Raw genomic sequence first — 21,601 nt, 5'->3', positions numbered from 1 at the left:
ACTAGAACAATTCCTGCATCGTGTGCTGCATGTCCACCCATGCCGCACGCGCTACAGCACCGCCACTAACCCCGGGGCACGTAATACAATCCCCACCCCCGCCGCCTGAAGGATCAGCCATGTCCGTCACCAATCCCAAAGTCATCGATTTCTGGGGGATCTCCAAGGAGGCTCCCAACGACCTGCTACTGGTGATGACCGACCACCTCGAATGGGGCGACAAGGCGGAACAAGGCGAGCACTTGCTCGTGCTGCAAGAGAAAATCAACAGCTACATCGCCTTCATCGAAAGTGGCGAGATCTACACCGAGATCCCCGGCGCCTATGGCAAGTACCCGATCATCCGGGTCATTGGCTTGTATGAATTGCCCGCGCAGGCCGAGTACTTCATGGCCCGCGTGACCGAAACCCTGAATGACGTGGGCATTGGCTTTGAGTTCGAACTGCGGGCCGACGAGAGGATTCGCAACATGTAGCCGGGCCAGGCACGGCGCTGCCTCAGACAGGCTTGATCACAGCCCGGTTGAGGACAATCACATCCACATGCTCCTCGTGTGAGAAGTGCTCGATCACGTCTTGCAGGTGCACATGCTCCAGGCCATTGGCCACCATGTCGGCTGAAGCCTTGATCAGGAACTCACCCAGCGCCCTGAGTGTGTCCGGCTCGGCGAGAATCGAAATCTCGTCCAGTTGAATGCTCCTGTCGCTGCCCACAGCGGTGCCATGCAGGGTAAATTTTTTCAGCGTTTTCAACGATTGAATGCCTCCATTCACAGGTAGTTTTTTGCATCCAAGCCACAGGCAAGGCTTGGCCGATAGTCGTGTAGAAGAGGTTGATCGGCAGCCGCCGTTAACCACGAGCGGCGCAAACAGCCTGCTCCACCGTCAGCCGCATCCCTCATCCCTCTTTCTGCAACCGCGCAATCAAGGTGTCGATAAAGAACGCCAGGCTTTCCGGCAACACCCGCTTGGGCATGGTCAGCACCTGAATGTCCCGATCGCCCAAGCGCGGGTTGGACAGCGGCACCGACACCAGCCCATCCATCCCCTGCCCTTCGCCGCTGATGGCGCTGGCAAAGGCCACCGTATCGGACTGACGCACAAACTCATGCAGGGCCCCGGAGAAGTTGCAGGTCATCACCTGCTCAAAGCTCAGGCCGTCCATCTGGCACACCAGGTCCAGCAGTTGCCGCTGAGTCGTGCCCTTGGGGGTCAAGGCCACGGGAAACGCCTGCACCTGTTCCAACGACAGCACCCCGGCGCTGGCCAGCGGATGCCCGGCGCGCATCAGGGCGCGAATCGGCGAGCGGATCGAGTAGCACACGTTGACCCCCTCCACCGGCTCGGTGCTGAAGGTCAGCCCCACGTCCGCCTCACCCCGGCGAATGCGCTGCACGCACTCGTGGGGCGAGATCACGTCCAGGCGGTACTCGGCTCCGGGCCGCAGGCGGTAATGCTCCAGCAGCACCCGGGGCAGGAAATACCGCGACAGGCCCTCGGTGGATACCAGGCGGATCACCTTGGCCCCCGGGTAACCCTCGCCCCGCAGTTCGGCGAGGATGTTCTCCTGTTCCAGCCAGGTGCGCCGGGCGTGTTCGGCCAGGGCTTCGCCAGCGGCGGTGAGTTGCATGCCCCGCGGGCGCCGCTCGAACAGCGCCACGCCAACGCTCTCTTCCAGTAGGGCGATCTGCCGGCTCACTGCGCTGGGGGCGATGTGCAAACGCTCCCCCGCCGCGGCCAGGGAGCCCGCATCGATCACCGCCAGAAAATACCGATAGTCCATCTGCATCCCCTTGCTAGGCATCCAATTTTTAGAATCATGCCTTCAAAAAACAGCAATATACAGATGCCTTGCCCGACTCCACCATGGGCCCGTTCCCCTTGCCCGACCGGAGTTGCAATGACCAAGCAAGCCGCCCTCGCCGGCGTTCGCCAGTATCTGGACGATGGCCACTTTGAACAGGACCTGCGACGCCGGGTGGCGTTTCGCAGTGACAGCCAGGACCCGGCCCATGCCGATGAACTGCCGCGCTACCTGCTGGAGGAAATCCAGCCGCTGCTGCAGCGCCTGGGTTTCGACTGCCACATGCTGGCCAACCCAGAGGTCGGTGGGCCGTTCCTGATTGCCACGCGCCTGGAAGACCCAGCCCTGCACACAGTGCTCAGCTACGGCCACGGCGATGTGGTGCCGGGTTACGCCGAGCAGTGGCGCGCGGGCCTGAATCCCTGGCAGCTGACCCTGGAGGGAGAACGCTGGTACGGCCGTGGCACCGCCGACAACAAGGGCCAGCACAGCATCAACCTGACCGCCCTGGAGCAAGTGCTAAAGGCCCGCGACGGGCGCCTGGGCTTCAACCTCAAGCTGCTGTTCGAGATGGGTGAGGAAGCCGGTTCCCCGGGGCTGCGCCAGCTGTGCCAGGAGCAGCGCGAACTGTTGCGGGCCGATGTGTTCATCGCCTCCGACGGCCCACGGCTGAATCAGGCCCGGCCGACGCTGTTCCTCGGCTCCCGCGGCTCGGCGCGGTTCCGCCTGGAGGTCAACACCCGGGACAAGGGCCTGCACTCGGGCAACTGGGGCGGGGTGATGAGCAACCCCGGCGTAGTACTGGCCAACGCCCTGGCCAGCCTGGTGGACCAGAACGGCCGCATCCGCTGCCGCGAACTGCTGCCGGCGAACATTCCCGACAACGTGCGCGCCGCCATCGCCGACCTGGAGATCCAACGCGAGTCCCTGGGCCGCCCTCTGGACGAACACTGGGGCGAACCGGGGCTGACCCTGGGCGAGCGCCTGTTCGCCTGGAACACCCTGGAAATCCTCGCCTTCAGCACCGGCAACCCGCAAAAGCCGGTGAACGCGATTCCGCCCCGGGCCGTGGCCTTCTGCCAATTGCGCTTTGTCCTCGGCACGCCCTGGCAGCAGCTGGAAAGCCTGCTGCGGGCGCACCTGGACCGCGAAGGTTTCAGCCAGGTGGAGATCGTCATGGAGCGCTGCTCCCCGGCCACCCGCCTGGACCCGGACAACCCCTGGGTCAGGTTCGCAAAGACCTCGATTGCAGGTAGCAGTGCGCCCCGCCTGGCGCTGTTGCCGAACCTGGCGGGCACCCTGCCCAACGACATCTTCGCCGAAGTGCTGGGGCTGCCGACCCTGTGGATTCCCCACTCCTACCCCGGCTGCTCACAGCACGCCCCGGACGAACACCTGCTGCTACCGGTGATTCGTGAAGGCCTGGAGATCATGACGGCCCTGTTCTGGGACCTGGGGGACCTGCCCCGGACCTGAGGCCATCGCTTACCCCGCCCGGCCCTGGTCGGGCACCTGTCGCTCAAAATCCAACAATAAGCAGGAGCGTCCTGTATGACAGCGTTAGCCACCACCTCGACCGCGACCCGGGTCGAACCCAAGGCCCTGTGGAAACCCATAGGCGCCGCCCTGATCGGCAACACCCTGGAGTGGTTCGACCTGTCGATCTACGCCTACTTCGCCCTGACCATCAGCCAGGTGTTCTTTCCCACCGCGGACCCGACCTTCTCCCTGCTGCTGGCCTTCGCCACCTTCGGCATCTCGTTCCTGATCCGCCCCCTGGGCGCGGCGGCACTGGGCTCCTACGCCGACCGCCGGGGCCGCAAGAAAGCCCTGACCCTGTCGATCCTGATCATGCTGACGGGCACCCTGCTGATCGCCATCATGCCCAGCTACGCCACCCTGGGCCTCGCCGCGCCGATCGGCATCCTCCTGGCCCGGCTGCTGCAAGGCTTCTCTGCCGGTGGCGAGTTCGGCACCTCCACCGCCTTCATGCTGGAACACGCGCCGCCGCGCACCCGGCACTTTGTCGCCAGCCTGCAATTCGCCAGCCAGGGCTTTGGCGTGGTCATCGCCTCGACCTTCGGCTACTTCCTGACCAAGCACCTTGATGCCCAGCAAATGCTCGACTGGGGCTGGCGCGTGCCGTTCTTCTTCGGCCTGTTGCTGGGCCCGGTGGGCCTGTACATCCGCCGTACGGTGGACGAGTCGCCGGACTTCAAGGCCAGCGAACCGGGGGAACGCCCTTTGCGCGAAGTGCTGGTGACCCAGAAGACCCTGCTGCTGATCGCCATGGGCACCCTGGTGGTGTCGACCGCCTCGAACTACATGATCCAGTACATGCCGTCCTACGCCGCCACCAGCCTGAACATCGCCCAGTCCTCGGGCTTTTTGGCGACCCTTACCGGCGGCCTGATCCTGACCATCATCACGCCCATCGTCGGCTACCTGTCCGGCCATATCGGTCGCCTGAAAATCATGCTGGCAGCGGCGGTGGTCTATGCCGTGGCGATCCTGCCGGCGTTCTTCTGGCTCAACAGCCGCCCCAGTGCCAGCTCGCTGCTGCTAGTGGTGGCGCTGATGGCCCTGATCAAGGCGGTGTACTTCGCCCCGCTGCCGTCGCTGATGGCGGACATCTTCCCCGTGCGCACCCGGGTCACCGGCATGTCCCTGAGCTACAACCTGGGGGTCACGATCTTCGGCGGTTTTGCCCCAGTGATCGCTACCGGATTGATTGCCCTGACCGGCTCACAGCTGGCACCGAGTTTCTACCTGATGCTGGCGGCAGCGTTGAGCGTCATAGCCCTGCTGATGGCGCGCAAAAAACTCGGAATGACCTGAGAGAGGGCCAAGCCAAACGTCGTGTAGGAGCCGGCTGCCGGCGAACAGGCCCTTGGGCCTTGCAGCGTCTGGACGGGCGCCTTCGCTGGCAAGCCAGCTCCTACAGCAGGCAGATAGACCGTGCAGTTCGCCGTAGGAGCCGGCTTGCCGGCGAAGAGGCCCTTGGGCCTTGCAGCGTCTGGAAGGGCGCCTTCGCTGGCAAGCCAGCTCCTACAGCAGGCAGATGGTCCGTGCAGTTCCCTGTAGGAGCCGGCTTGCCGGCGAACAGGCCCTTGAGTCTTGCAGCGTCTGGGCGGGCGCCTTCGCTGGCAAGCCAGCTCCTACAGCAGGCAGATGGTCCGTGCAGTTCCCTGTAGGAGCCGGCTTGCCGGCGAACAGGCCCTTGGGCCTTGCAGCGTCTGGGCGGGCGCCTTCGCTGGCAAGCCAGCTCCTACAGCAGGCAGATGGTCCGTGCAGATCCTTGTAGGAGCCGGCTTGCCGGCGAAGAGGTCCTTGAGTCTTGCAGCGTCTGGGCGGGCGCCTTCGCTGGCAAGCCAGCTCCTACAGCAGGCAGATGGTCCGTGCAGATCCTTGTAGGAGCCGGCTTGCCGGCGAAGAGGCCCTTGGGTCTTGCAGCGTCTGGGTGGGCGCCTTCGCTGGCAAGCCAGCTCCTACTGGACCGGCAAGAAATTCATCAGCAGCAGGCTCTGCGCGTAATTGAACCCCACCCGCCGGTAGCGCTCATCGAGAATCTGCGTGAGCAAATCCAGGCGCGCGACGATCTTGCCGAACTCCACGGCAAAACTCAGGTTGCTGCCCTCCTCGGAAATCTCGTTGGAGAACAGCAACAGCACCCCATTGGCATCCTGGCGCTGGCTCAGCAGCCAGGTGGCCTTCTCGATATTGCGCGCGGCGTTGCTGATGAACTGCGGGTCGATGGTATCGGTCATGTAGAACTCGGTGCGCCCGCCATGGGCGGTCACCAGCATGCTGCCAATGGCATAGATGAACGCCCCCACCCGATCGCCCTGGAACTCCGGGCTCAGGGAATAGCTCAGGGCCGCCAGGTCACGACGATCCCCCAGGGCCGGCAGCGGCTGGCGCTTTTCGATGGCATTGCGGATCTCGCGCTGGGCCGTGGTGCCATCGGGGAAACCCGACTTGCGCCACTGGCTGGGGTTGCGCAGGTAGAGCTTGCCCATCAGCAGGTACAGGCTCTGCAGGTTGTCGCGCATGCCGATGGTGGCCATGCGATCGACGCTGGTCTGGAAGAATTCGTCAGGCTTGCCTTCACGAAACTGTTTGGCAAAATCGCGCCCTTGCTGTTGGGTACAGGCCGTGGCGCCAAGCATCAGCAGCGCCACCAGGAACAGGCGCTGAAAGCGGGTTTGCATCATGCAAGAAGAGGGAGCGTAGGCCATCGGCACCGGGTCGGAATTCACGGGCTGCGGCGGGGATCGGCGCGGCCAGGCCTGGTGATAGAACGCAAAACTGTAAAAAAGTGCGATGGCCGCGGCCGGCCATCGCCAAATCGCTCGTTTACGAGCGTCGCAACTGACCGGGGGACACGATGATCTTGACGTTGTGTTCCTTGTTGTTGACCAGTTCCTCGAAGCCCTGGCCGACAATCTCTTCCAGCTGGATGCGCCCGGTCACCAGGGGCGAAATATCCAGCCGGCCATCGGCGATGAAGGCGATCACATCGGCGAACTCACCGTTGTAGGCCAGGGCCCCCAGCACCGTTTTCTCGGTGGCCACCAGCTCGAAGAAGTTGAACTCGCTGGGCTCTTCGAATATCCCCACCATCACGCACTTGCCGGCCTTGCGGATCAGGTCGATGGCCAGCTTGGCGGTGTGCTTGTTGCCGATGCATTCAAAGCTGACATCAGCCCCCAGCCCGCCGGTCAGGCGCTTGACCTCGGCCAGGGCGTCGCACTCCTTGGGGTCGAGCACGTGGGTCGCGCCCACTTCCAGGGCCTTGGCCTTGCGCGCGCCGGACATTTCCAGGGCGATCACCTGGGCCGCGCCGGCGGCCTTGGCGCACATGATGGTGCACAGGCCGATGGTGCCGGCGCCGACCACCACCACGTTCTGCCCCAACAAACTGCCGGCCTTTTTCACCGCGTGCATGCCCACCGCCAGCGGCTCGATCAGTGCTCCGGCCTCGGCGGGAAAGTTGGCCGGCAAGGCGTACAGCAGGTTGGCCGGCACGTTGACCAATTCGGCGAAGGCGCCGTTGTTCATCAGCCCGGTAAAGGCCAGGTTTTCGCAGATGTTGTACAGCCCGTGGGTGCAGTAGTAGCAGGTGCCGCAGTGCTGGCAGGCGTCGGCGGCCACCGGCTGGCCAACGCTGAAACCCTGGACCCCTTCGCCCAGGGCGACGATTTCGCCGCAGAACTCGTGGCCGAGGATGCACTGGCCCTTGATTCCGGTCAGCGGGTGCGGTGCGTCCACCGGAATGAACACCGGCCCGGCCACGTATTCGTGCAGGTCGGAGCCGCAGATCCCGCACCAGTCGACACGGATCTGCACCCAGCCGGCAGGCGGCGCGTCGGGCAGCGGTACGTCTTCGACGCGGATATCGTGGCGGCCGTGCCAGACCGCGGCACGCATGCTGGGAACAGGCTTGAGGGAAACACTCATCTTGGCTTCTCCTTATTCTTGTAGAGCTGCGACGGCCCCCTGGCCGCCGCAGAACACCTCAGTGCTGCTGGATAAAGTCGAGGATCAGGCGGTTGACCTGCTCCGCCGCTTCCATCTGCAGCATGTGCCCCTGCCCCGGCAGCACCTCGATCTGCGCCTTGAGATCGGCGCTGTGGCTCACCGGAATGATCCGGTCGTCGCTGCCCCAGATCACCAGCACCGGCTTCGGGCCGTCCTGCACCACCGGGCGCAGGTCGGCCTGCTGGCGGCCGTCGGCAAACAGCTTGCCGGCCAACTGCCCGAGGGCCGCTTGCACCCCTTCCAGGCGCTTGTACTTGAGCATGTCGTCGAGCATCTGCCGGTTCACCAGCTCGGCGTTGGAGAACAACTGCACCAGCTGCGGCTTGAGCGCATTGCGGTTGCTGGCCTCGACAAAACCTTGCAGGTAGTCGCCGTTGATCTCGCGGCCCAGCCCGGCGCTGCCGATCAGGGTCAGGGAACGCACGCGGTCCGGCGCCAGCCGCGCGGTGTTGAGGGACACCGCGCCGCCCATGGAGTGGCCCACCAGATGGGCCACGGGAATCTCCAGGTGATCCAGCAGCGCCAGCAGCACTTCGCTCAATTCATCCAGGTCGCCCCGTTGCAGGGCCTTGGTCGATTCGCCGTGGCCCGGCAGGTCGAGGGCGATCACCCGGCGCCCGGCGGCCAGGGCTTCGTGGTTGAACAGCCAGTTGTTGAGGTCGCCGCCAAAGCCGTGCACCAGCAGCAGCGGCGTGCCACCTTCACCGCGCTCGAAATAGCGGATCAGGCGGTCGCCCAGTTCGACCTTCTGCGGCGCCGGGCCGCTGTCTTCATCGGCGCTGTCGCCGGGCACGAAGCTGGCCTGGAACTGCTCGATCACCGCGTCGATCTCGGCGTCACTGGCTTCGCCATCGACCACGATGCCCAGCAGCGCGCCCACCGCCAGGGTCTCGTCCTGGCGGGCGATCTGCCGACGCAGGATGCCGGAGAACGGCGCCTCGACGCTGCTGGAGATCTTGTCGGTCTCCACGTCCAGCACTTCATCGCCCTTGCTGATGCTCTGGCCTTCTTCCTTGAGCCAGGCATCGACCCGGCCCTCGGTCATCGACAGGCCCCACTTGGGCATGGTCAGGGTATGGATCTGGCTCATCAGCGGCTCCACTCGATCACGGTGAGCACGGCTTTTTCGATCTTCGCCGCGTCGGGGATGTACAGGTCTTCCAGGGCGTCGGAGAACGGCACTGGGGTGTGGGGCGCGGTGACCATTTCGATCGGCGCCTTGAGGGAGGCGAAGGCTTTCTGCGCCACCAGGGCCGAGATGTCGGTGGCCATGGAGCAGCGTGGGTTGGCTTCGTCGATCACCACCAGGCGCCCGGTCTTCTCCACGCTTTCGAGGATGCTGTCTTCATCCAGCGGGCTGGTGGTGCGCAGGTCGATCACCTCGCAGTCGATGCCGCGCCCGGCCAAGCTGCGGGCCGCGTCCAGGGCGGTATTCACCGTGCGCCCGTAGGACACCAGGGTCACGTCCTTGCCGTCGCGCAGGAAGTTGGCCTCGCCGAAGGGAATCGCGTAGGACTCCTCCGGCACTTCGCCCTGCAGGCTGTAGAGCAGCTTGTGCTCGCAGAAGATCACCGGGTCGTTGTCGCGGATGGCCTGGATCAGCAGGCCCTTGGCGTCGTAGGGCGACGAGGGGCAGACCACTTTCAGCCCGGGGATGTGGGTCCACAGCGAGGTGAGCATTTGCGAGTGCTGGGCCGCGGCGCGCAGGCCGGCGCCGACCATGGTGCGGATCACCAGCGGGGTCTGGGCCTTGCCGCCGAACATGTAGCGAAACTTCGCCGCCTGATTGAGGATCTGGTCCAGGCAGCAGCCGGCGAAGTCGACGAACATCAGCTCGCACACCGGGCGCACGCCACGGGTGGCGGCGCCGACCGCAGCGCCGACGTAGCCGATCTCCGACAGCGGTGTGTCCAGCACCCGCCCGGGGAATTGATGGTAGAGGCCCTTGGTCACCCCGAGCACGCCGCCCCAGGCGTCGTTGTCGCCGGGGGCGCCGGCGCCGCCCGCCACGTCTTCACCCATGATGAACACGCTGGGGTCGCGCCGCATTTCCTGGGCCAGGGCTTCGTTGATGGCCTGCTGGTAACTGATTTTTCTCGCCATGATGGTGGTCTCTTGTTGTTCTGTGGGGCGTTATGGATAAGCGACGTAGACGTCGCTGAGCAGGTCGGCGGGGCTCGGTTTGGGGTCGGACTTGGCCTTGCGCACCGCGTCTTCGATCAGCGCTTCCACGTCGGCATCGATCTGGTCCAGCTGGCTGGCCTGCACCAGGCCCGAACGGGTGGTGCGCTCGCGGAACTGCATCAGGCAGTCGTTGTGCTCGCGGTAATGCTTGACCTCATCCGGCGCGCGGTAGGTCTGGGCGTCGCCCTCGAAGTGGCCGTAGTAGCGGGTCAGCTTGACCTCGATCAGCGACGGCCCCTCCCCGGCCCGGGCCCGCTCCACGGCGGCGCCGGCAGCTTCGTGCACGGCGAAGAAATCAAAGCCGTCCACCGTCACCCCGGGCATGCCGAAGCCGGCGGCGCGGTCGGCGATGTGGTCGCAGGCCACCGACCAGTTGGAGGCCGTGGCCTCGGCGTAGCCGTTGTTCTCGGCGATGAACAGGCACGGCAGGTTCCACACCGAGGCCATGTTCATGGCCTCGAACACCGCGCCTTCGTTGGAGCCGCCGTCGCCGAAGAACACCACCGACACACCGTCGGTGCCTTGCAGCCGCGCGGCCAGGGCCGCGCCCACCACCAGCGGCGCACCGGCACCGACGATGCCGTTGGCGCCGAGCATGCCCTTCTCGAAATCGGCGATGTGCATGGAGCCGCCCTTGCCCTGGCAGACCCCGGTCTTCTTGCCGTAGATCTCCGCCATCATCCCGTAGACGTCCACGCCCTTGGCGATGCAATGGCCGTGGCCACGGTGGTTGGAGGCGATGCAGTCATCGTCGCGCAGGTGGGCCATGACCCCGGCGGCCGAGGCTTCTTCCCCCGCGTAGAGGTGGACGAAACCGGGGATCTCGCCGGTGGCGAATTCCACGTGCAGGCGTTCTTCGAATGCGCGGATGGTGCGCATCACCCGGTAAGCGTGGAGCAACTGGTCAGTGGTCAGGGGTGTCGACATTTTTATTCTCCAGGGTGTCTTCGGACTGAAGGTTCACGGGGTGTTGCCGGTGATGGCGGTCGATGGCCAGCAGGCGCTGGCGCGCCGCGTGGGCCAGGACCGCGTTGACGTCGATGCTCAGCGGGCCGCCGGCATCCAGGGTGACCGTGGGCCGGTCGTGGGGGTTGAATTCGATCTCGCGCTCGCCATCCAGGGCCAGGGTGCCGGCGTTCAGGCACAGGGGCTGGGGCACATCGGGTTGCAGGTAGCCGGCCTCCAGCACCCCGCAGCCCTGCAGCAGGCCGGGAGCCAGGGGCACCAGCAGCGCCTCGGGGGATTGCGGGCCCAGGCGCATCCAGGCGCCGTGGAGGTCCTGGCGAGTCACCGGCAGCCACAGCCCGCAGAGCGCGGAAATGCCGATGGACTGCGGTTCGGCGAAAGTCACGAAGACCTCGGCCAGATCGCTGGCGCGGCTGATGGCCCGGGCGCCGACAAAGGCCAGGGGCGACACCGCCACATCCACCAGGGCCACCTCCCGCAGGCCTCGGGTCGGTTCGCGCACCAGCAGGCGCTTGTTGCGCCTCAGGGCGATCTCGGCGGGCACCCGGCCGCTGGCGTAGAGCCCACCGGCCAGCCCCGCGCTGGTGGCTTCGCGCAGCTCCGGAAAGGCGTTGTTGGTGCCGGTGGACAGGGTCAGCAGCGGAATGTCGCCGACCTCGGCGGCCACCGCCTTGTGGGTGCCGTCGCCACCGAGCACGGCGATCAGCGACACCCCGCGCTCGGCCATCCAGCGCGCCGCCTGGCGGGTATCCTCGACGCTCTGGCGCAGGGTCAGGTCGAGGAACTCCAGGGCCGGCCAGTGCTGCTCCCGGGCCTGGCGGCTGCGGCTGTTCTTCTGCACCGCGGCGGCGATGCCGGTCATGTCGGTGGGCATCAGCACCTGCTCGATGCCGGTGGCGCCAAAGGCCGCCAGCAGGCGCTGGATCACCGAGACCTTGTCGGTACTGGAGAACAGGCCGGCGTTGGCGGTGAGGCGGCGCACATCACGGCCCGAAGCCGGGTTGGCGATAATGCCGACGGTCAGGGGGCGGCGGCTCATGGGCTCACCGCGGGCGGAGCACAGGCAGGAGAAAACATCGGGCACCTCGTTCTTATTCTTCGATGGGCCAGTCGACGCTGGTTGAACAGAGTCAGAGCAAGGCCGGTGCCAGTTGTCGGAAAATCTGCGAAAAAGGCCGTTCCAGAGCGGCTGACAGGTTTTCTGCGGCGCCTTGAAGCCAGCCTTCTGTGAGACGTTGCATGTCAGGCTGCACGGGGCCTTGGCGAGACCCTGAGACGTTGCGTCTCACCGCCCCCACGGCGCCGCCCGGTGCTTGTCGGGAGCCGCGGATCGGCGCTTAATGCGCCCACAACGATAAGAAGCTGCAACCGGAGGCCTTCATGCTTTCCGCACACTCCAAAGCCCACGTGGACTGCGTCAGCCGGGTCCTGAAAAATGCCGCGCACCTGCCCCAGGCGCCGGTGCCGAGCCTGATCCTCGATTCCTGGCGCCGCTCCATGGAGCAGCACCAGCTGGACCCCGGCTCGCTGCAAGGGCCGCGCATCCTCTGCGAAAACCTGCTCAAGGAATGCCGCGAGCGTTCCGAGCTGTTCCTGCGCATCGCCAGCGAAGAAGTGGCCCGCCTGCATGGCCGGGTGCGTGACGCCGACTACTGCGTACTGCTCACCGACGCCCAGGGCCAGACCATCGACTACCGAGTGGAATCCACCCTGCGCAACGACTGCCGCAAGGCCGGGCTGTACCTGGGCACCTGCTGGTCGGAGGGTGAAGAAGGCACCTGCGGCGTGGCGGCGGTGCTTACCGCGCGCACGCCGATCACCGTGCACAAGCGCGACCACTTTCGCGCCGCGTTCATCGGCCTGACCTGCTCCGCCGCCCCGGTGTTCGACCCCCAGGGCGAGTTGCTGGGGGTGCTGGACGTGTCGGCGGTGCGTTCCCCGGACGACCGCCGCTCCCAGCACCTGATCCGGCAGATGGTGGTGCAGAGCGCGCGGGAGATCGAACAGGCATTCTTCATGAACAGCGCCCAGGGCTACTGGGTGCTGCGGGCCCATGCGAGCCCCGGCTATGTCGACAGCCAGCCGGATTACCTGCTGGCCTGGGACGACGACGGTTGCCTGCGCGCGCTCAACCCGGCGGCGCGCCATTACCTGCTGCGCCGCTATGGCCGCTTGCCGCAGCACATCGCCCAGGTGTTCGACCCGCAGCTGTTGCAGCGCGCCCGCGACGAAGCCCTGTGCCCCCTTTCCGATAACCTCCACGGCCGCCTGCAAGCGCCAAGGCGCCCGGCACAGCGCCCGCGCCTGAGCCTGGCCGGCGAACCGCTGGACCCGCGAGTGGAACAGAGCCTGCGCCTGGCGGTGCGGGTCAAGGACCGCCACCTGCCGGTACTGATCCAGGGCGAGACCGGTTCCGGCAAGGAAGTCTTCGCTCGCCAGCTGCACCAGGCCAGCCAGCGCCGGGACCGGCCCTTCGTCGCGGTGAACTGCGCGGCTATCCCGGAGAGCCTGATCGAAAGCGAACTGTTCGGCTACGTCGCCGGGGCCTTTACCGGCGCTTCGAACAAGGGCATGCAGGGCCTGCTGCAACAGGCCGATGGCGGCACCCTGTTCCTCGATGAGATCGGCGACATGCCCCTGGCCTTGCAGACCCGCCTGCTGCGGGTGCTGGCCGAGGGTGAAGTGGCGCCCCTGGGGGCCGCGCAACGCAAGGCGGTGGATATCCAGGTGATCTGCGCCACCCACCGCGATCTGGAGGCGCTGGTGGCCGAGGGCAGCTTTCGCGAAGACCTGTATTTCCGCCTGGGGGGCGCGCGTTTTCAGTTACCACCGCTGCGCGAGCGCAGCGACCGGCTGGCGCTGATCACCCGGATTGTCGAAGAGGAATCCAAGCGCTGCGGTGCGCCGGTGCAACTGGGCAATGCGGCACTGGAATGCCTGCTGGGCTACCGCTGGCCGGGCAACGTGCGGCAATTGCGCCATGTGCTGCGCTACGCCTGCGCCGTGTGCGAAGGGCCGCTGATCCAACTGCATGATTTGCCCGAACAACTGCGCGGCGCCGAGGCCGAAGGCGCCCTGCCCGCCCTGGAAACCGCCACCAGCCCCGAGCGCCAGGCCCTGCTGGACGCCCTGGTGCGCCACCGCTGGAAACCCGTGGCGGCAGCCAAGGCCCTGGGCATTTCCCGCGCCACCCTGTACCGCCGCGTGCAGCAGCACGGCATCCAGATGCCCGGCCGCAGCCCGGCCTGACCCACACCGACCGTAGGCGCCGGCTTGCCGGCGAACAGGCCCTCGGATGGGGCGGTGATCTTGCGGGCGCCTTCGCTGGCAAGCCAGCTCCTACAACGGACTGCGTGATGTGGCGAAATCCGTAGGAGCCGGCTTGCCGGCGAATGGGCCCTCGGATTAGGCGGTGATCTTGCGGGCGCCTTCGCTGGCAAGCCAGCTCCTACAAGGGACTGCGTGATGTGGCGAAATCCGTAGGAGCCGGCTTGCCGGCGAATGGGCCCTTGGATGGGGCGGCGATCTTGCGGGCGCCTTCGCTGGCAAGCCAGCTCCTACAACGGACTGCGTGATGTGGCGAAATCCGTAGGAGCCGGCTTGCCGGCGAATGGGCCCTTGGATGGGGCGGTGATCTTGCGGGCGCCTTCGCTGGCAAGCCAGCTCCTACAAGGGACTGCGTGATTTGGCGAAATCCGTAGGAGCCGGCTTGCCGGCGAATGGGCCCTCGGATGGGGCGGTGATCTTGCGGGCGCCTTCGCTGGCAAGCCAGCTCCTACGGGGGGGCTGTGTGACGGGACGAAATCCGTAGGAGCCGGGATGTCGTGGAATCAGGCGGGGGCTGGTTGGAAGCGGGCGCGGTAGCGCCCGGGGCTTTCGCCGGTCCATTTCTTGAACGCGCGGTGGAAGGCGCTGGGTTCCTGGAAGCCGGTGAGTTCGGCAATCTCGCTGATGCTGGCCGCCGAGCGGCGTAGCAGCTCGACGGCGACACCGCGGCGTACTTCGTCCTTGATCTCTTGATAGGAGCCGCCTTCGCGCTCCAGGCGCCGGCGCAGGGTGCTGGCGCTCATCTGCACTTCGCGGGCGAAGGCTTCCAGGGTCGGCCACTGGCTGTAGTGGCTGCCCCGCAGGCGCTGGTGCACCTGGGTGGTCAGCCCGTGCTGGTTGCGAAAGCGGATCACCAGCCACTGCGGCGCGCTGCGCAGGAAAACCTTGAGCGAGGCCAGGTCCTGGACCACCGGCAGGCGCAGGAAGCGGCTGGCGAATTCGATCTCGGTGCGCCCGGCGTTCCAGCTCAGGTTGCTGCCCCACAGCAGCGCATCGTCGCTGAGGCTCAGGCGCGAGTGGCGAAAGTCGGCGCGGTCGATGGGAATCCGTCGCCCGCCCAGCCAGCACAGCAGGCTGATAACCAGCACCAGCAGGGTTTCCTCGGCATAGTGGCTGCGCAGCGGGTCGGCGCAGCGGCTGTCGAGGCTGATCACCGCACGCTTGCCCCGCAGGCTGAGGCTGGCACCGACGTCCCGCAGGAACAGGCCGAAGTTGTTCAGGCACTGGCGCAGGGCTTTTTCCAGGTTGGGCTCCTGGATCAGCCCGCGGCAGATCAGGGCAAAGGCCCCCGGCGGCATGCCCCGGGAGTCGAGCTGGAAGAATTCGTCCTGCAACTCGCGGATCTGGATCAGCCACAGGGCGGCAAAGGCACTGCCGGGCACCCGCGCCCGGGGCTGGTCGAGCAACGCCGGATCGATACCGGCCTCGCGCAGCACGGCCGCCAGCCGCGCCGGCTGCTGGCGCAGGGCGTGGGTCATCACCCGGACAAAGTAGACCGCGACCGAATCCGATTCACGCATGTAGAGGCTGTGCTCCCGTAGCTGGACCTATGGCAAAAAACGCCAGCACGCTTGACCGCTTTCGGCATAGGCCGGCCACCGCGCCGGGCTCTAGACTCGCGCTGGATAACGCGCTGTGCAAGGCAACCGCGCCATGCTCCGCGAAGGCAATGAACAAAGGAAGAGCTGAAGATGAATCTTGCGAATATCGGGGTGATCGGCGCCGGCACCATGGGGAACGGCATCGCCCAGGTCTGCGCCCAGGCGGGCTTTGACGTGACCCTGCTGGACATCGCCCAGGGCGCCCTGGAAAAGGCCCTGGCCACCATCGGCAAGAACCTCGACCGCCAGGTGAGCAAGGGCACCCTCGGCGAAGACGACAAGCTCGCCGCCCTGGGCCGGATCCGCATCAGCACCGACTACGGCGTGCTCAAGGATGCGCAACTGGTGATCGAAGCCGCCACCGAGAACCTCGACCTCAAGCTCAAGGTGCTGCAGCAGATCGCCGCCCAGGTCAGTGCCGAGTGCGTGATCGCCTCCAACACCTCGTCGCTGTCGATCACCCAACTGGCCGCCAGCGTCAGCGCGCCCGAGCGGTTCATCGGCCTGCACTTCTTCAACCCGGTGCCGGTGATGGGCCTGATCGAAGTGATCCGCGGCCTGCAGACCAGCGACGCGACCCACGCCCTGGCCATGAATATGGCCCAGCGCCTGGGCAAGACCGCGATCACCGCCGGCAACCGCCCGGGTTTTGTGGTCAACCGCATCCTGGTGCCGATGATCAACGAGGCGATCCTGGTGTTCCAGGAAGGCCTGGCCAGCGCCGAGGACATCGACGCCGGCATGCGCCTGGGCTGCAACCAGCCCATCGGCCCGCTGGCCCTGGCCGACCTGATCGGCCTGGACACCCTGCTGGCGATCCTTGAAGCCTTCTACGACGGCTTCAACGACAGCAAGTACCGCCCCGCGCCGCTGCTCAAGGAAATGGTTGCCGCCGGCTACCTGGGGCGCAAGACCGGTCGGGGTTTCCATCACTATGGCTGAGCGCTGCTCACGCTTTGCCGAAAGCCGCGACAAGGCCCTGGAGCTGTTCGCCAGCAAGGGCTTCGGCCAGGTCGGCATGCGTGAGCTGGCGAGCCATCTGGGGCTGACCCCGGGCTCGCTGTACCACCATTACCCGAGCAAGCAGCACCTATTGCTGGACCTGATCGAAGAGTTCTTCGATGAGCTGCACAGCACCCTCAAGCGCCTGCAACGGCGCAAGTTGCAGGGCGACTGCCTGCCGGCGCTGATCCGCGCCCACCTGAAGCTGCATCGGGAATTGCCGCGGCATTTCCGCCTGGTGGAGCGCGACAGCGGCTGCCTCAATCCCGACCAGCAACTGCGGGTCGGGCAATTGCGCGAACGCTACGAACAACAGCTGGTGCAGTTGCTGGGCACCCCGACCGGCCTTGGCCCACAGGCGCAGCGCGCCGCGGCCCATGCTTTGGCCAACCTGCTCAACAGCGCCCCCAGCTGGTTCAGCGAACAACCCCTGGCCGAGCGTGAACGCGAAGCCCTGTTGGAAAACCTGCTGAGCGGCGCCATCGAGCGGCTGCTGGGCGGCGTGCCCGTGCGCAGCGCGGTGGCCTGAGCCTCAGCGCAGGTGCAGCGGGTCTACCAGCCCGGCGGCAATGGCCATGCCCACCAGTTCCGGCAGGTGTTCGGCCTGCATGCGTTTCATCACCCGTGAGCGATACAGGTCGATGGTCTTGATGCTGACCCCCAGCTGCTCGGCAATCTCGCGGTTGGTGTAGCCCTGCACCAGCGGCAGCAACACGTCTTTCTCCCGTGGCGTCAGGTTCTCCAGCAACGCCTGCACCCGGGCCTGCCCGGCACTCTGGCTCTGATGGCGGTCGGCGCGGTTCAGGGCCTGCTGCACGCTGTCCAGCAACAGCTGTTCGTTGTAGGGCTTTTCGATGAAGTCCACCGCCCCGGCCTTGAACGCGCGGACCACAATGGGCACGTCGGCGTGGCCGCTGACAAAGATCAGCGGCAAGCGAATATCGCGCTGTCGCAGCTCTTCCTGGACGTTCAGCCCGCCCATGCCGGGCATGCGCACATCCAGCAGCACGCAGGCGTTCAGGCTCGGGTCGCAGTGTTCGAGAAACTCGCGGCCACTGGTGAAGGGCACCGCCTTGAGCCCCACCGACTCCAGGAGCCAGACGGTGGAGTCGAGCATGCCCGGGTCGTCGTCGACCACGTACACCAGTTGCTGCGCCACACTCGTCATTGCCTTGCTCCTGTCGTTGCGGGGGAAGTTGTCTGGGACGTTGCCGAGGGGTCGGCCGGGGCACTGGCCGGCAGCCGGCAGCACATGCGCAGGCCGACGGCCTGGGGCTGGGCCTGCAAGTCGCCGCCAAAGCCCTCGACAATGCTGCGGCTCATGGACAGCCCGAGCCCCAGGCCATTGGCCTTGCTGGTGTAGAACGGGGTGAACAGCTGCGGCAGTTGCTCGGCGCAGACACCGGGGCCCTGGTCGCTGACGCTGATCTGCCCCCCGCCTTCGGCCGTCGCCTCGGCGGCCAGCACAATGTGCGAGCCCTGCTGCCCATGCACTTCACGGTTGGCCTCGATGGCGTTGCGCAGCAGGTTCAGCAGCACCTGCTCCAGCAGCACCCGGTCGGCGTACACCGGCGGCAGATTATCCGCCAGTTGCAAGTCGATCGTCACCTGGCTGGCCTGGGCTTCCCAGGCACACAGGCGCACGGTTTCCCGGGCCACTTCGGCGATGTCCAGGGCCTGCACCCGGCGCCCGCCCTTGCGCAAAAAGGCCCGCAGGCGCTTGATCACTTCGGCGGCGTGGGTCGCCTGCTCGGCAATCCGTTCCAGGCCCTGGGCCACCTTGCGGGCGGCCTCGGGCTGGGTGCCCAGGGCTTGCAAGTAGCGCTGGCTGGCATTGGCGTAGTTGACCACTGCGGCCAGCGGCTGGTTGATCTCGTGGGCGATACCCGAGGCCAGTTCGCCCAGGGTCACCAGGCGCGCGGTGTGGGCCAGCTCGTCCTGGTGATGGCGCTGCTGGGCCTCGCGCAGTTCGCGCTCGCTCTGGTCGTGGGCCACCAGGGAATAGAAACGCTCGCCACTGGCCGCGCGGTGGGCCAGGAGCATCAGCGAGACCGGCACCGAGGCGCCGCCGGCCGGCGGCTGCAGGCGCGCCTCGATGCTCCAGCGGCCGCTGTGTTCAGCGCGGTCCCAGCCTTCGCGTTGCAGGCTGTCGAGTACCGCAGCGCTGAGAATGGCCGCCAGTGGCGGCATTGCCTGCCCGTCGCCGAGCCCCAGGGTGCGCCGCGCCGCCGGGTTGAGGTAGGTGACCGCGCCGCCGGGCTGGATGAACAGCACCGGGTCGGGGTTGGCCTCCACCACTTCTGCCAGGCGCCGCTTGTTCTCTTCGGCCTGGACCCGGGCGGTGATGTCCCGGGACACCGCCACCACTTCCACCACGGTGCCGGTGTAGGTGTCGCGAATGCCGCGGCAGGCGGTTTCGAACCACAGGTAGTGGCCGTCGCGATGGCGGATGCGGTAGGTCATGGTGTGGTAGCCGTCCTGCTCCAGGGCATCGCGGGTGCGCTGCATCAGCCCGGCCAGATCCTGGCTGTGGAACAGGCTGCGGGCCAGGCGCCCGCGCAGTTGCTCGGGCCAGTAGCCGAGCAGGGTCCAGGAGGCCGGTGAGGCATCGAGGAAGCTGCCGTCCGGGGTGTGCCGGGAAATCAGGTCAGTGGTGTTTTCGGTGATCAGGCGGTACAGGCGCCGGGCCTTGGCCGACTCGCGCTCGGCCCGGACCTGGGCCGTGGCTTCCTGGCAGCGCGCCAGCACCCGCTGGCGATGCGGATCGGGGATAAAGCTCCAGAGCAGGATGCGCTCGCCCCACTGGGCTTCCACCTGCTCGATGGCCCGCTGCTGTTCCAGGCAGGCCCGCACCAGGGCCGGGTGGTTGACCGGCAGCAGGGCCGCGAGATCGCCAGTAGCCGCATCGTCCAGCCACTGGCGCAGCGCCGGGTTGAGGTCCAGCGGCTGCGCCTGGGCGTCCAGCAGCAGGCTGGGTTGCGGGTCGTGGCCGAGCCAGGGCGAGTCCGGCAACTGGCCTTCACGCTGCAAGCGCAGCCAGTGACGCAGATGGGTAGAGTCGGGCATGGTCGATCAGTCTCGCGGCCGGAAGGGTAGGTTCTTTTTATAGTACAACTACTATACAACTCAGGTAGTACTTCCATATCAATCGACAAACAGTATATAAAAGACCCCGGATAAGTCACCGAGCTTTCGCTGGGTGTGCTGCGTACCTGTAAGGAACGCCGAACGTAGGAGCTGGCTTGCCAGCGAAGAGGCCCGTGAGATCGCCTTCGCCGGCAAGCCAGCTCCTACAGTGGGTGCCCCAGGTACACAGCGCACGCCCTCCAAGCCTCGGCCAATAGAGCTAATAATCAGCCACCGGGTACCCGAACCATGTCCATCTACGAGCAAGGCCTGGCGCCGACTGCCGTCAACCATATCGCCCTCTCCCCCTTGAGCTTCATCGAGCGTACCGCTGCGGTTTACCCCGATTACCCGGCGGTGATCCACGGTTCGATCCGTCGCACCTGGGCCCAGACCTACAGCCGCTGCCGGCGCCTGGCCTCGGCCCTGGCCGGGCGCGGCATCGGCAAGAACGACACGGTGGCGGTAATGCTGCCCAACATCCCGGCAATGCTCGAAGCACACTTCGGCGTGCCGATGATCGGCGCCGTGCTCAATGCCCTCAATGTGCGCCTGGACGCCGAGGCCATCGCCTTCATGCTGGCCCACGGCGAAGCCAAGGTGCTGATCGCCGACCGCGAGTTCCATGAGGTGATCCACGCCGCCGTGGCCATGCTCGATCACCCGCCCCTGGTGATCGACCTCGACGACCCGGAGTACGGCGAGGGCCAGCCGGTCAGCGACCTGGACTACGAAGCGTTCCTGGCCGAGGGCGATCCCGAGTTTGCCTGGCAGTGGCCCGATGACGAGTGGCAGGCCATCGCCCTGAACTACACCTCGGGCACCACCGGCAACCCCAAGGGCGTGGTCTACCACCACCGCGGCGCCTACCTCAACGCCCTGGGCAACCAGATGACCTGGGCCATGGGCAACCACCCGGTGTACCTGTGGACCCTGCCGATGTTCCACTGCAACGGCTGGTGCTACCCCTGGACCGTCACCGCCCTGGCCGGGGTGCACGTGTTTTTGCGCCGGGTCGACCCGCAGAAGATCCTCGACCTGATCCGCGAGCACCAGGTCACGCACCTGTGCGGCGCGCCCATCGTGCTCAATGCCCTGGTGAACATGCCCGACACCGCCAAGGCGGCCATCGACCACCCGGTCAACGCCATGGTGGCCGGGGCCGCGCCGCCGGCCAAGGTGATCGGCGCAGTGGAGGAAATGGGCATCAAGGTGACCCACGTCTACGGCCTGACCGAGGTCTATGGCCCGGTGACCCTATGCGCCTGGCACGCCGCCTGGGATGAACTGCCCCTGGAGCAACGGGCGCAGATCAAGTCGCGCCAGGGCGTGCGCTACCCGACCCTGGAAGGGGTGATGGTGGCCGACCCGAAAACCCTCGAACCCACGCCCCGGGACGGCCAGACCATCGGCGAGATCTTCATGCGCGGCAACACCGTGATGAAGGGCTACCTGAAGAACCCCACGGCCACCGCCGAAGCCTTCGAGGGCGGCTGGTTCCACACCGGCGACCTGGGGGTGACCCACCCGGACGGCTACGTGGAGATCCGCGACCGGCTCAAGGACATCATCATTTCCGGCGGCGAGAACATTTCCACCATCGAACTGGAAGGCGTGCTCTATCGCCACCCGGCAGTGCTGGAAGCCGCGGTGGTGGCCCGGCCCGATGAAAAATGGGGTGAGACGCCCTGTGCCTTCATCACCCTCAAGGCCGACCACCAGCAGGTGCGCGAAGCCGAGATCATCGCCTTCTGTCGCGAGCACCTGGCAGGCTTCAAGGTGCCGCGTACCGTGGTCTTCAGCCCGTTGCCCAAGACCTCCACCGGCAAGATCCAGAAGTTCGTCCTGCGCGACATGGCGAAAAACCTCTAGCCTGACTACACCTACCCAGCCCTTGTAGGAGCTGGCCGGGCGGCGCTTCGCTTGCCAGCGAAGGCCTCGGCCAGGGCGATGCATGGCTTGCGGGCCTCTTCGCCGGCAAGCCGGCTCCTACATGGTGGCGGGGTTTTCGTTGTCGATTCATGCGGCCGAGGCCGCTCAACCTCCACTT

18 protein-coding genes are annotated in these 21,601 nt (G+C 66.4%); 7 read left to right on the top strand and 11 right to left on the bottom strand.

Annotated elements, in window-relative coordinates:
- Positions 1 to 119 precede the first annotated feature (119 nt).
- Entirely contained in the window at positions 120 to 476 is a 357-nt protein-coding gene (locus ABCR88_RS11890; RefSeq protein WP_015634966.1) for a DUF6572 domain-containing protein, read from the top strand.
- 22 nt (positions 477 to 498) lie between these two features.
- On the opposite strand, the gene ABCR88_RS11885 is transcribed toward ABCR88_RS11890, so the two are convergent.
- Positions 499 to 753, bottom strand: coding sequence for a hypothetical protein (locus ABCR88_RS11885; protein WP_350404595.1), 255 nt, complete (start codon positions 751 to 753; stop codon positions 499 to 501).
- 145 nt (positions 754 to 898) lie between these two features.
- A complete protein-coding gene (locus ABCR88_RS11880) occupies positions 899 to 1,783 on the bottom strand; it encodes a LysR family transcriptional regulator (RefSeq protein WP_232644287.1) in 885 nt (294 codons plus the stop codon).
- A gap of 117 nt (positions 1,784 to 1,900) precedes the next feature.
- Here ABCR88_RS11880 and ABCR88_RS11875 point away from each other — a divergent pair, with 117 nt between their 5' ends.
- Entirely contained in the window at positions 1,901 to 3,280 is a 1,380-nt protein-coding gene (locus tag ABCR88_RS11875) for a M20 family metallopeptidase (protein WP_350404594.1), read from the top strand.
- 75 nt (positions 3,281 to 3,355) lie between these two features.
- Complete coding sequence (locus tag ABCR88_RS11870; protein ID WP_350404593.1) at positions 3,356 to 4,642, top strand: MFS transporter; 1,287 nt, start codon at positions 3,356 to 3,358, stop codon at positions 4,640 to 4,642.
- Between the two features lie 650 nt (positions 4,643 to 5,292).
- Here ABCR88_RS11870 and ABCR88_RS11865 read toward each other — a convergent pair.
- The 6 genes from ABCR88_RS11865 to ABCR88_RS11840 form a co-directional block, all read right to left on the bottom strand.
- Positions 5,293 to 6,018, bottom strand: coding sequence for a hypothetical protein (locus ABCR88_RS11865; protein ID WP_026020167.1), 726 nt, complete (start codon positions 6,016 to 6,018; stop codon positions 5,293 to 5,295).
- A 142-nt stretch (positions 6,019 to 6,160) separates the two neighbouring features.
- Positions 6,161 to 7,234 (bottom strand): 2,3-butanediol dehydrogenase, encoded by a 1,074-nt coding sequence (locus ABCR88_RS11860; protein ID WP_228102375.1) that lies wholly within the window; start codon positions 7,232 to 7,234, stop codon positions 6,161 to 6,163.
- A gap of 88 nt (positions 7,235 to 7,322) precedes the next feature.
- A complete protein-coding gene (locus ABCR88_RS11855) occupies positions 7,323 to 8,435 on the bottom strand; it encodes an acetoin dehydrogenase dihydrolipoyllysine-residue acetyltransferase subunit (protein WP_350404592.1) in 1,113 nt (370 codons plus the stop codon).
- Positions 8,435 to 9,448 (bottom strand): alpha-ketoacid dehydrogenase subunit beta, encoded by a 1,014-nt coding sequence (locus ABCR88_RS11850; protein ID WP_011060471.1) that lies wholly within the window; start codon positions 9,446 to 9,448, stop codon positions 8,435 to 8,437. Before ABCR88_RS11850 ends, ABCR88_RS11855 begins: the two co-directional genes overlap by 1 nt.
- A gap of 30 nt (positions 9,449 to 9,478) precedes the next feature.
- The gene (locus tag ABCR88_RS11845) at positions 9,479 to 10,456 is read right to left on the bottom strand and encodes a thiamine pyrophosphate-dependent dehydrogenase E1 component subunit alpha (RefSeq protein ID WP_011060470.1); all 978 of its coding nucleotides are present in this window, start codon (positions 10,454 to 10,456) and stop codon (positions 9,479 to 9,481) included.
- Positions 10,434 to 11,534 carry an NAD(+)/NADH kinase gene (locus ABCR88_RS11840; RefSeq protein ID WP_350404591.1) on the bottom strand — a complete coding sequence of 367 codons (1,101 nt, stop codon included), beginning with the start codon at positions 11,532 to 11,534 and terminating at the stop codon, positions 10,434 to 10,436. The genes ABCR88_RS11845 and ABCR88_RS11840 overlap by 23 nt, the downstream gene beginning before the upstream one ends.
- A 341-nt stretch (positions 11,535 to 11,875) precedes the next feature.
- Here ABCR88_RS11840 and ABCR88_RS11835 point away from each other — a divergent pair, with 341 nt between their 5' ends.
- Positions 11,876 to 13,744 (top strand): sigma-54-dependent Fis family transcriptional regulator, encoded by a 1,869-nt coding sequence (locus ABCR88_RS11835; RefSeq protein ID WP_350404590.1) that lies wholly within the window; start codon positions 11,876 to 11,878, stop codon positions 13,742 to 13,744.
- Between the two features lie 581 nt (positions 13,745 to 14,325).
- On the opposite strand, the gene ABCR88_RS11830 is transcribed toward ABCR88_RS11835, so the two are convergent.
- Complete coding sequence (locus ABCR88_RS11830) at positions 14,326 to 15,342, bottom strand: AraC family transcriptional regulator (protein ID WP_015634955.1); 1,017 nt, start codon at positions 15,340 to 15,342, stop codon at positions 14,326 to 14,328.
- A gap of 171 nt (positions 15,343 to 15,513) precedes the next feature.
- Here ABCR88_RS11830 and ABCR88_RS11825 point away from each other — a divergent pair, with 171 nt between their 5' ends.
- Positions 15,514 to 16,365: a 3-hydroxybutyryl-CoA dehydrogenase gene (locus ABCR88_RS11825; protein ID WP_015634954.1), complete on the top strand. Its 852-nt coding sequence runs from the start codon at positions 15,514 to 15,516 to the stop codon at positions 16,363 to 16,365.
- Positions 16,358 to 16,954 carry a TetR/AcrR family transcriptional regulator gene (locus ABCR88_RS11820; protein ID WP_011060465.1) on the top strand — a complete coding sequence of 199 codons (597 nt, stop codon included), beginning with the start codon at positions 16,358 to 16,360 and terminating at the stop codon, positions 16,952 to 16,954. The genes ABCR88_RS11825 and ABCR88_RS11820 overlap by 8 nt, the downstream gene beginning before the upstream one ends.
- A gap of 3 nt (positions 16,955 to 16,957) precedes the next feature.
- On the opposite strand, the gene ABCR88_RS11815 is transcribed toward ABCR88_RS11820, so the two are convergent.
- Complete coding sequence (locus ABCR88_RS11815; RefSeq protein WP_041117127.1) at positions 16,958 to 17,593, bottom strand: response regulator transcription factor; 636 nt, start codon at positions 17,591 to 17,593, stop codon at positions 16,958 to 16,960.
- Positions 17,590 to 19,491 carry a PAS domain S-box protein gene (locus tag ABCR88_RS11810; protein WP_350404589.1) on the bottom strand — a complete coding sequence of 634 codons (1,902 nt, stop codon included), beginning with the start codon at positions 19,489 to 19,491 and terminating at the stop codon, positions 17,590 to 17,592. The genes ABCR88_RS11815 and ABCR88_RS11810 overlap by 4 nt, the downstream gene beginning before the upstream one ends.
- A gap of 309 nt (positions 19,492 to 19,800) precedes the next feature.
- Between ABCR88_RS11810 and ABCR88_RS11805 the strand changes: the two genes are divergently transcribed.
- Positions 19,801 to 21,423, top strand: coding sequence for an acyl-CoA synthetase (locus tag ABCR88_RS11805; protein WP_103291321.1), 1,623 nt, complete (start codon positions 19,801 to 19,803; stop codon positions 21,421 to 21,423).
- Positions 21,424 to 21,601 lie beyond the last annotated feature (178 nt).

The organism is Pseudomonas sp. W17 (assembly GCF_040268305.1).
Taxonomy (GTDB): Bacteria; Pseudomonadota; Gammaproteobacteria; order Pseudomonadales; family Pseudomonadaceae; genus Aquipseudomonas; species Aquipseudomonas protegens.
This window is presented reverse-complemented; position numbering and strand designations above follow the sequence as displayed.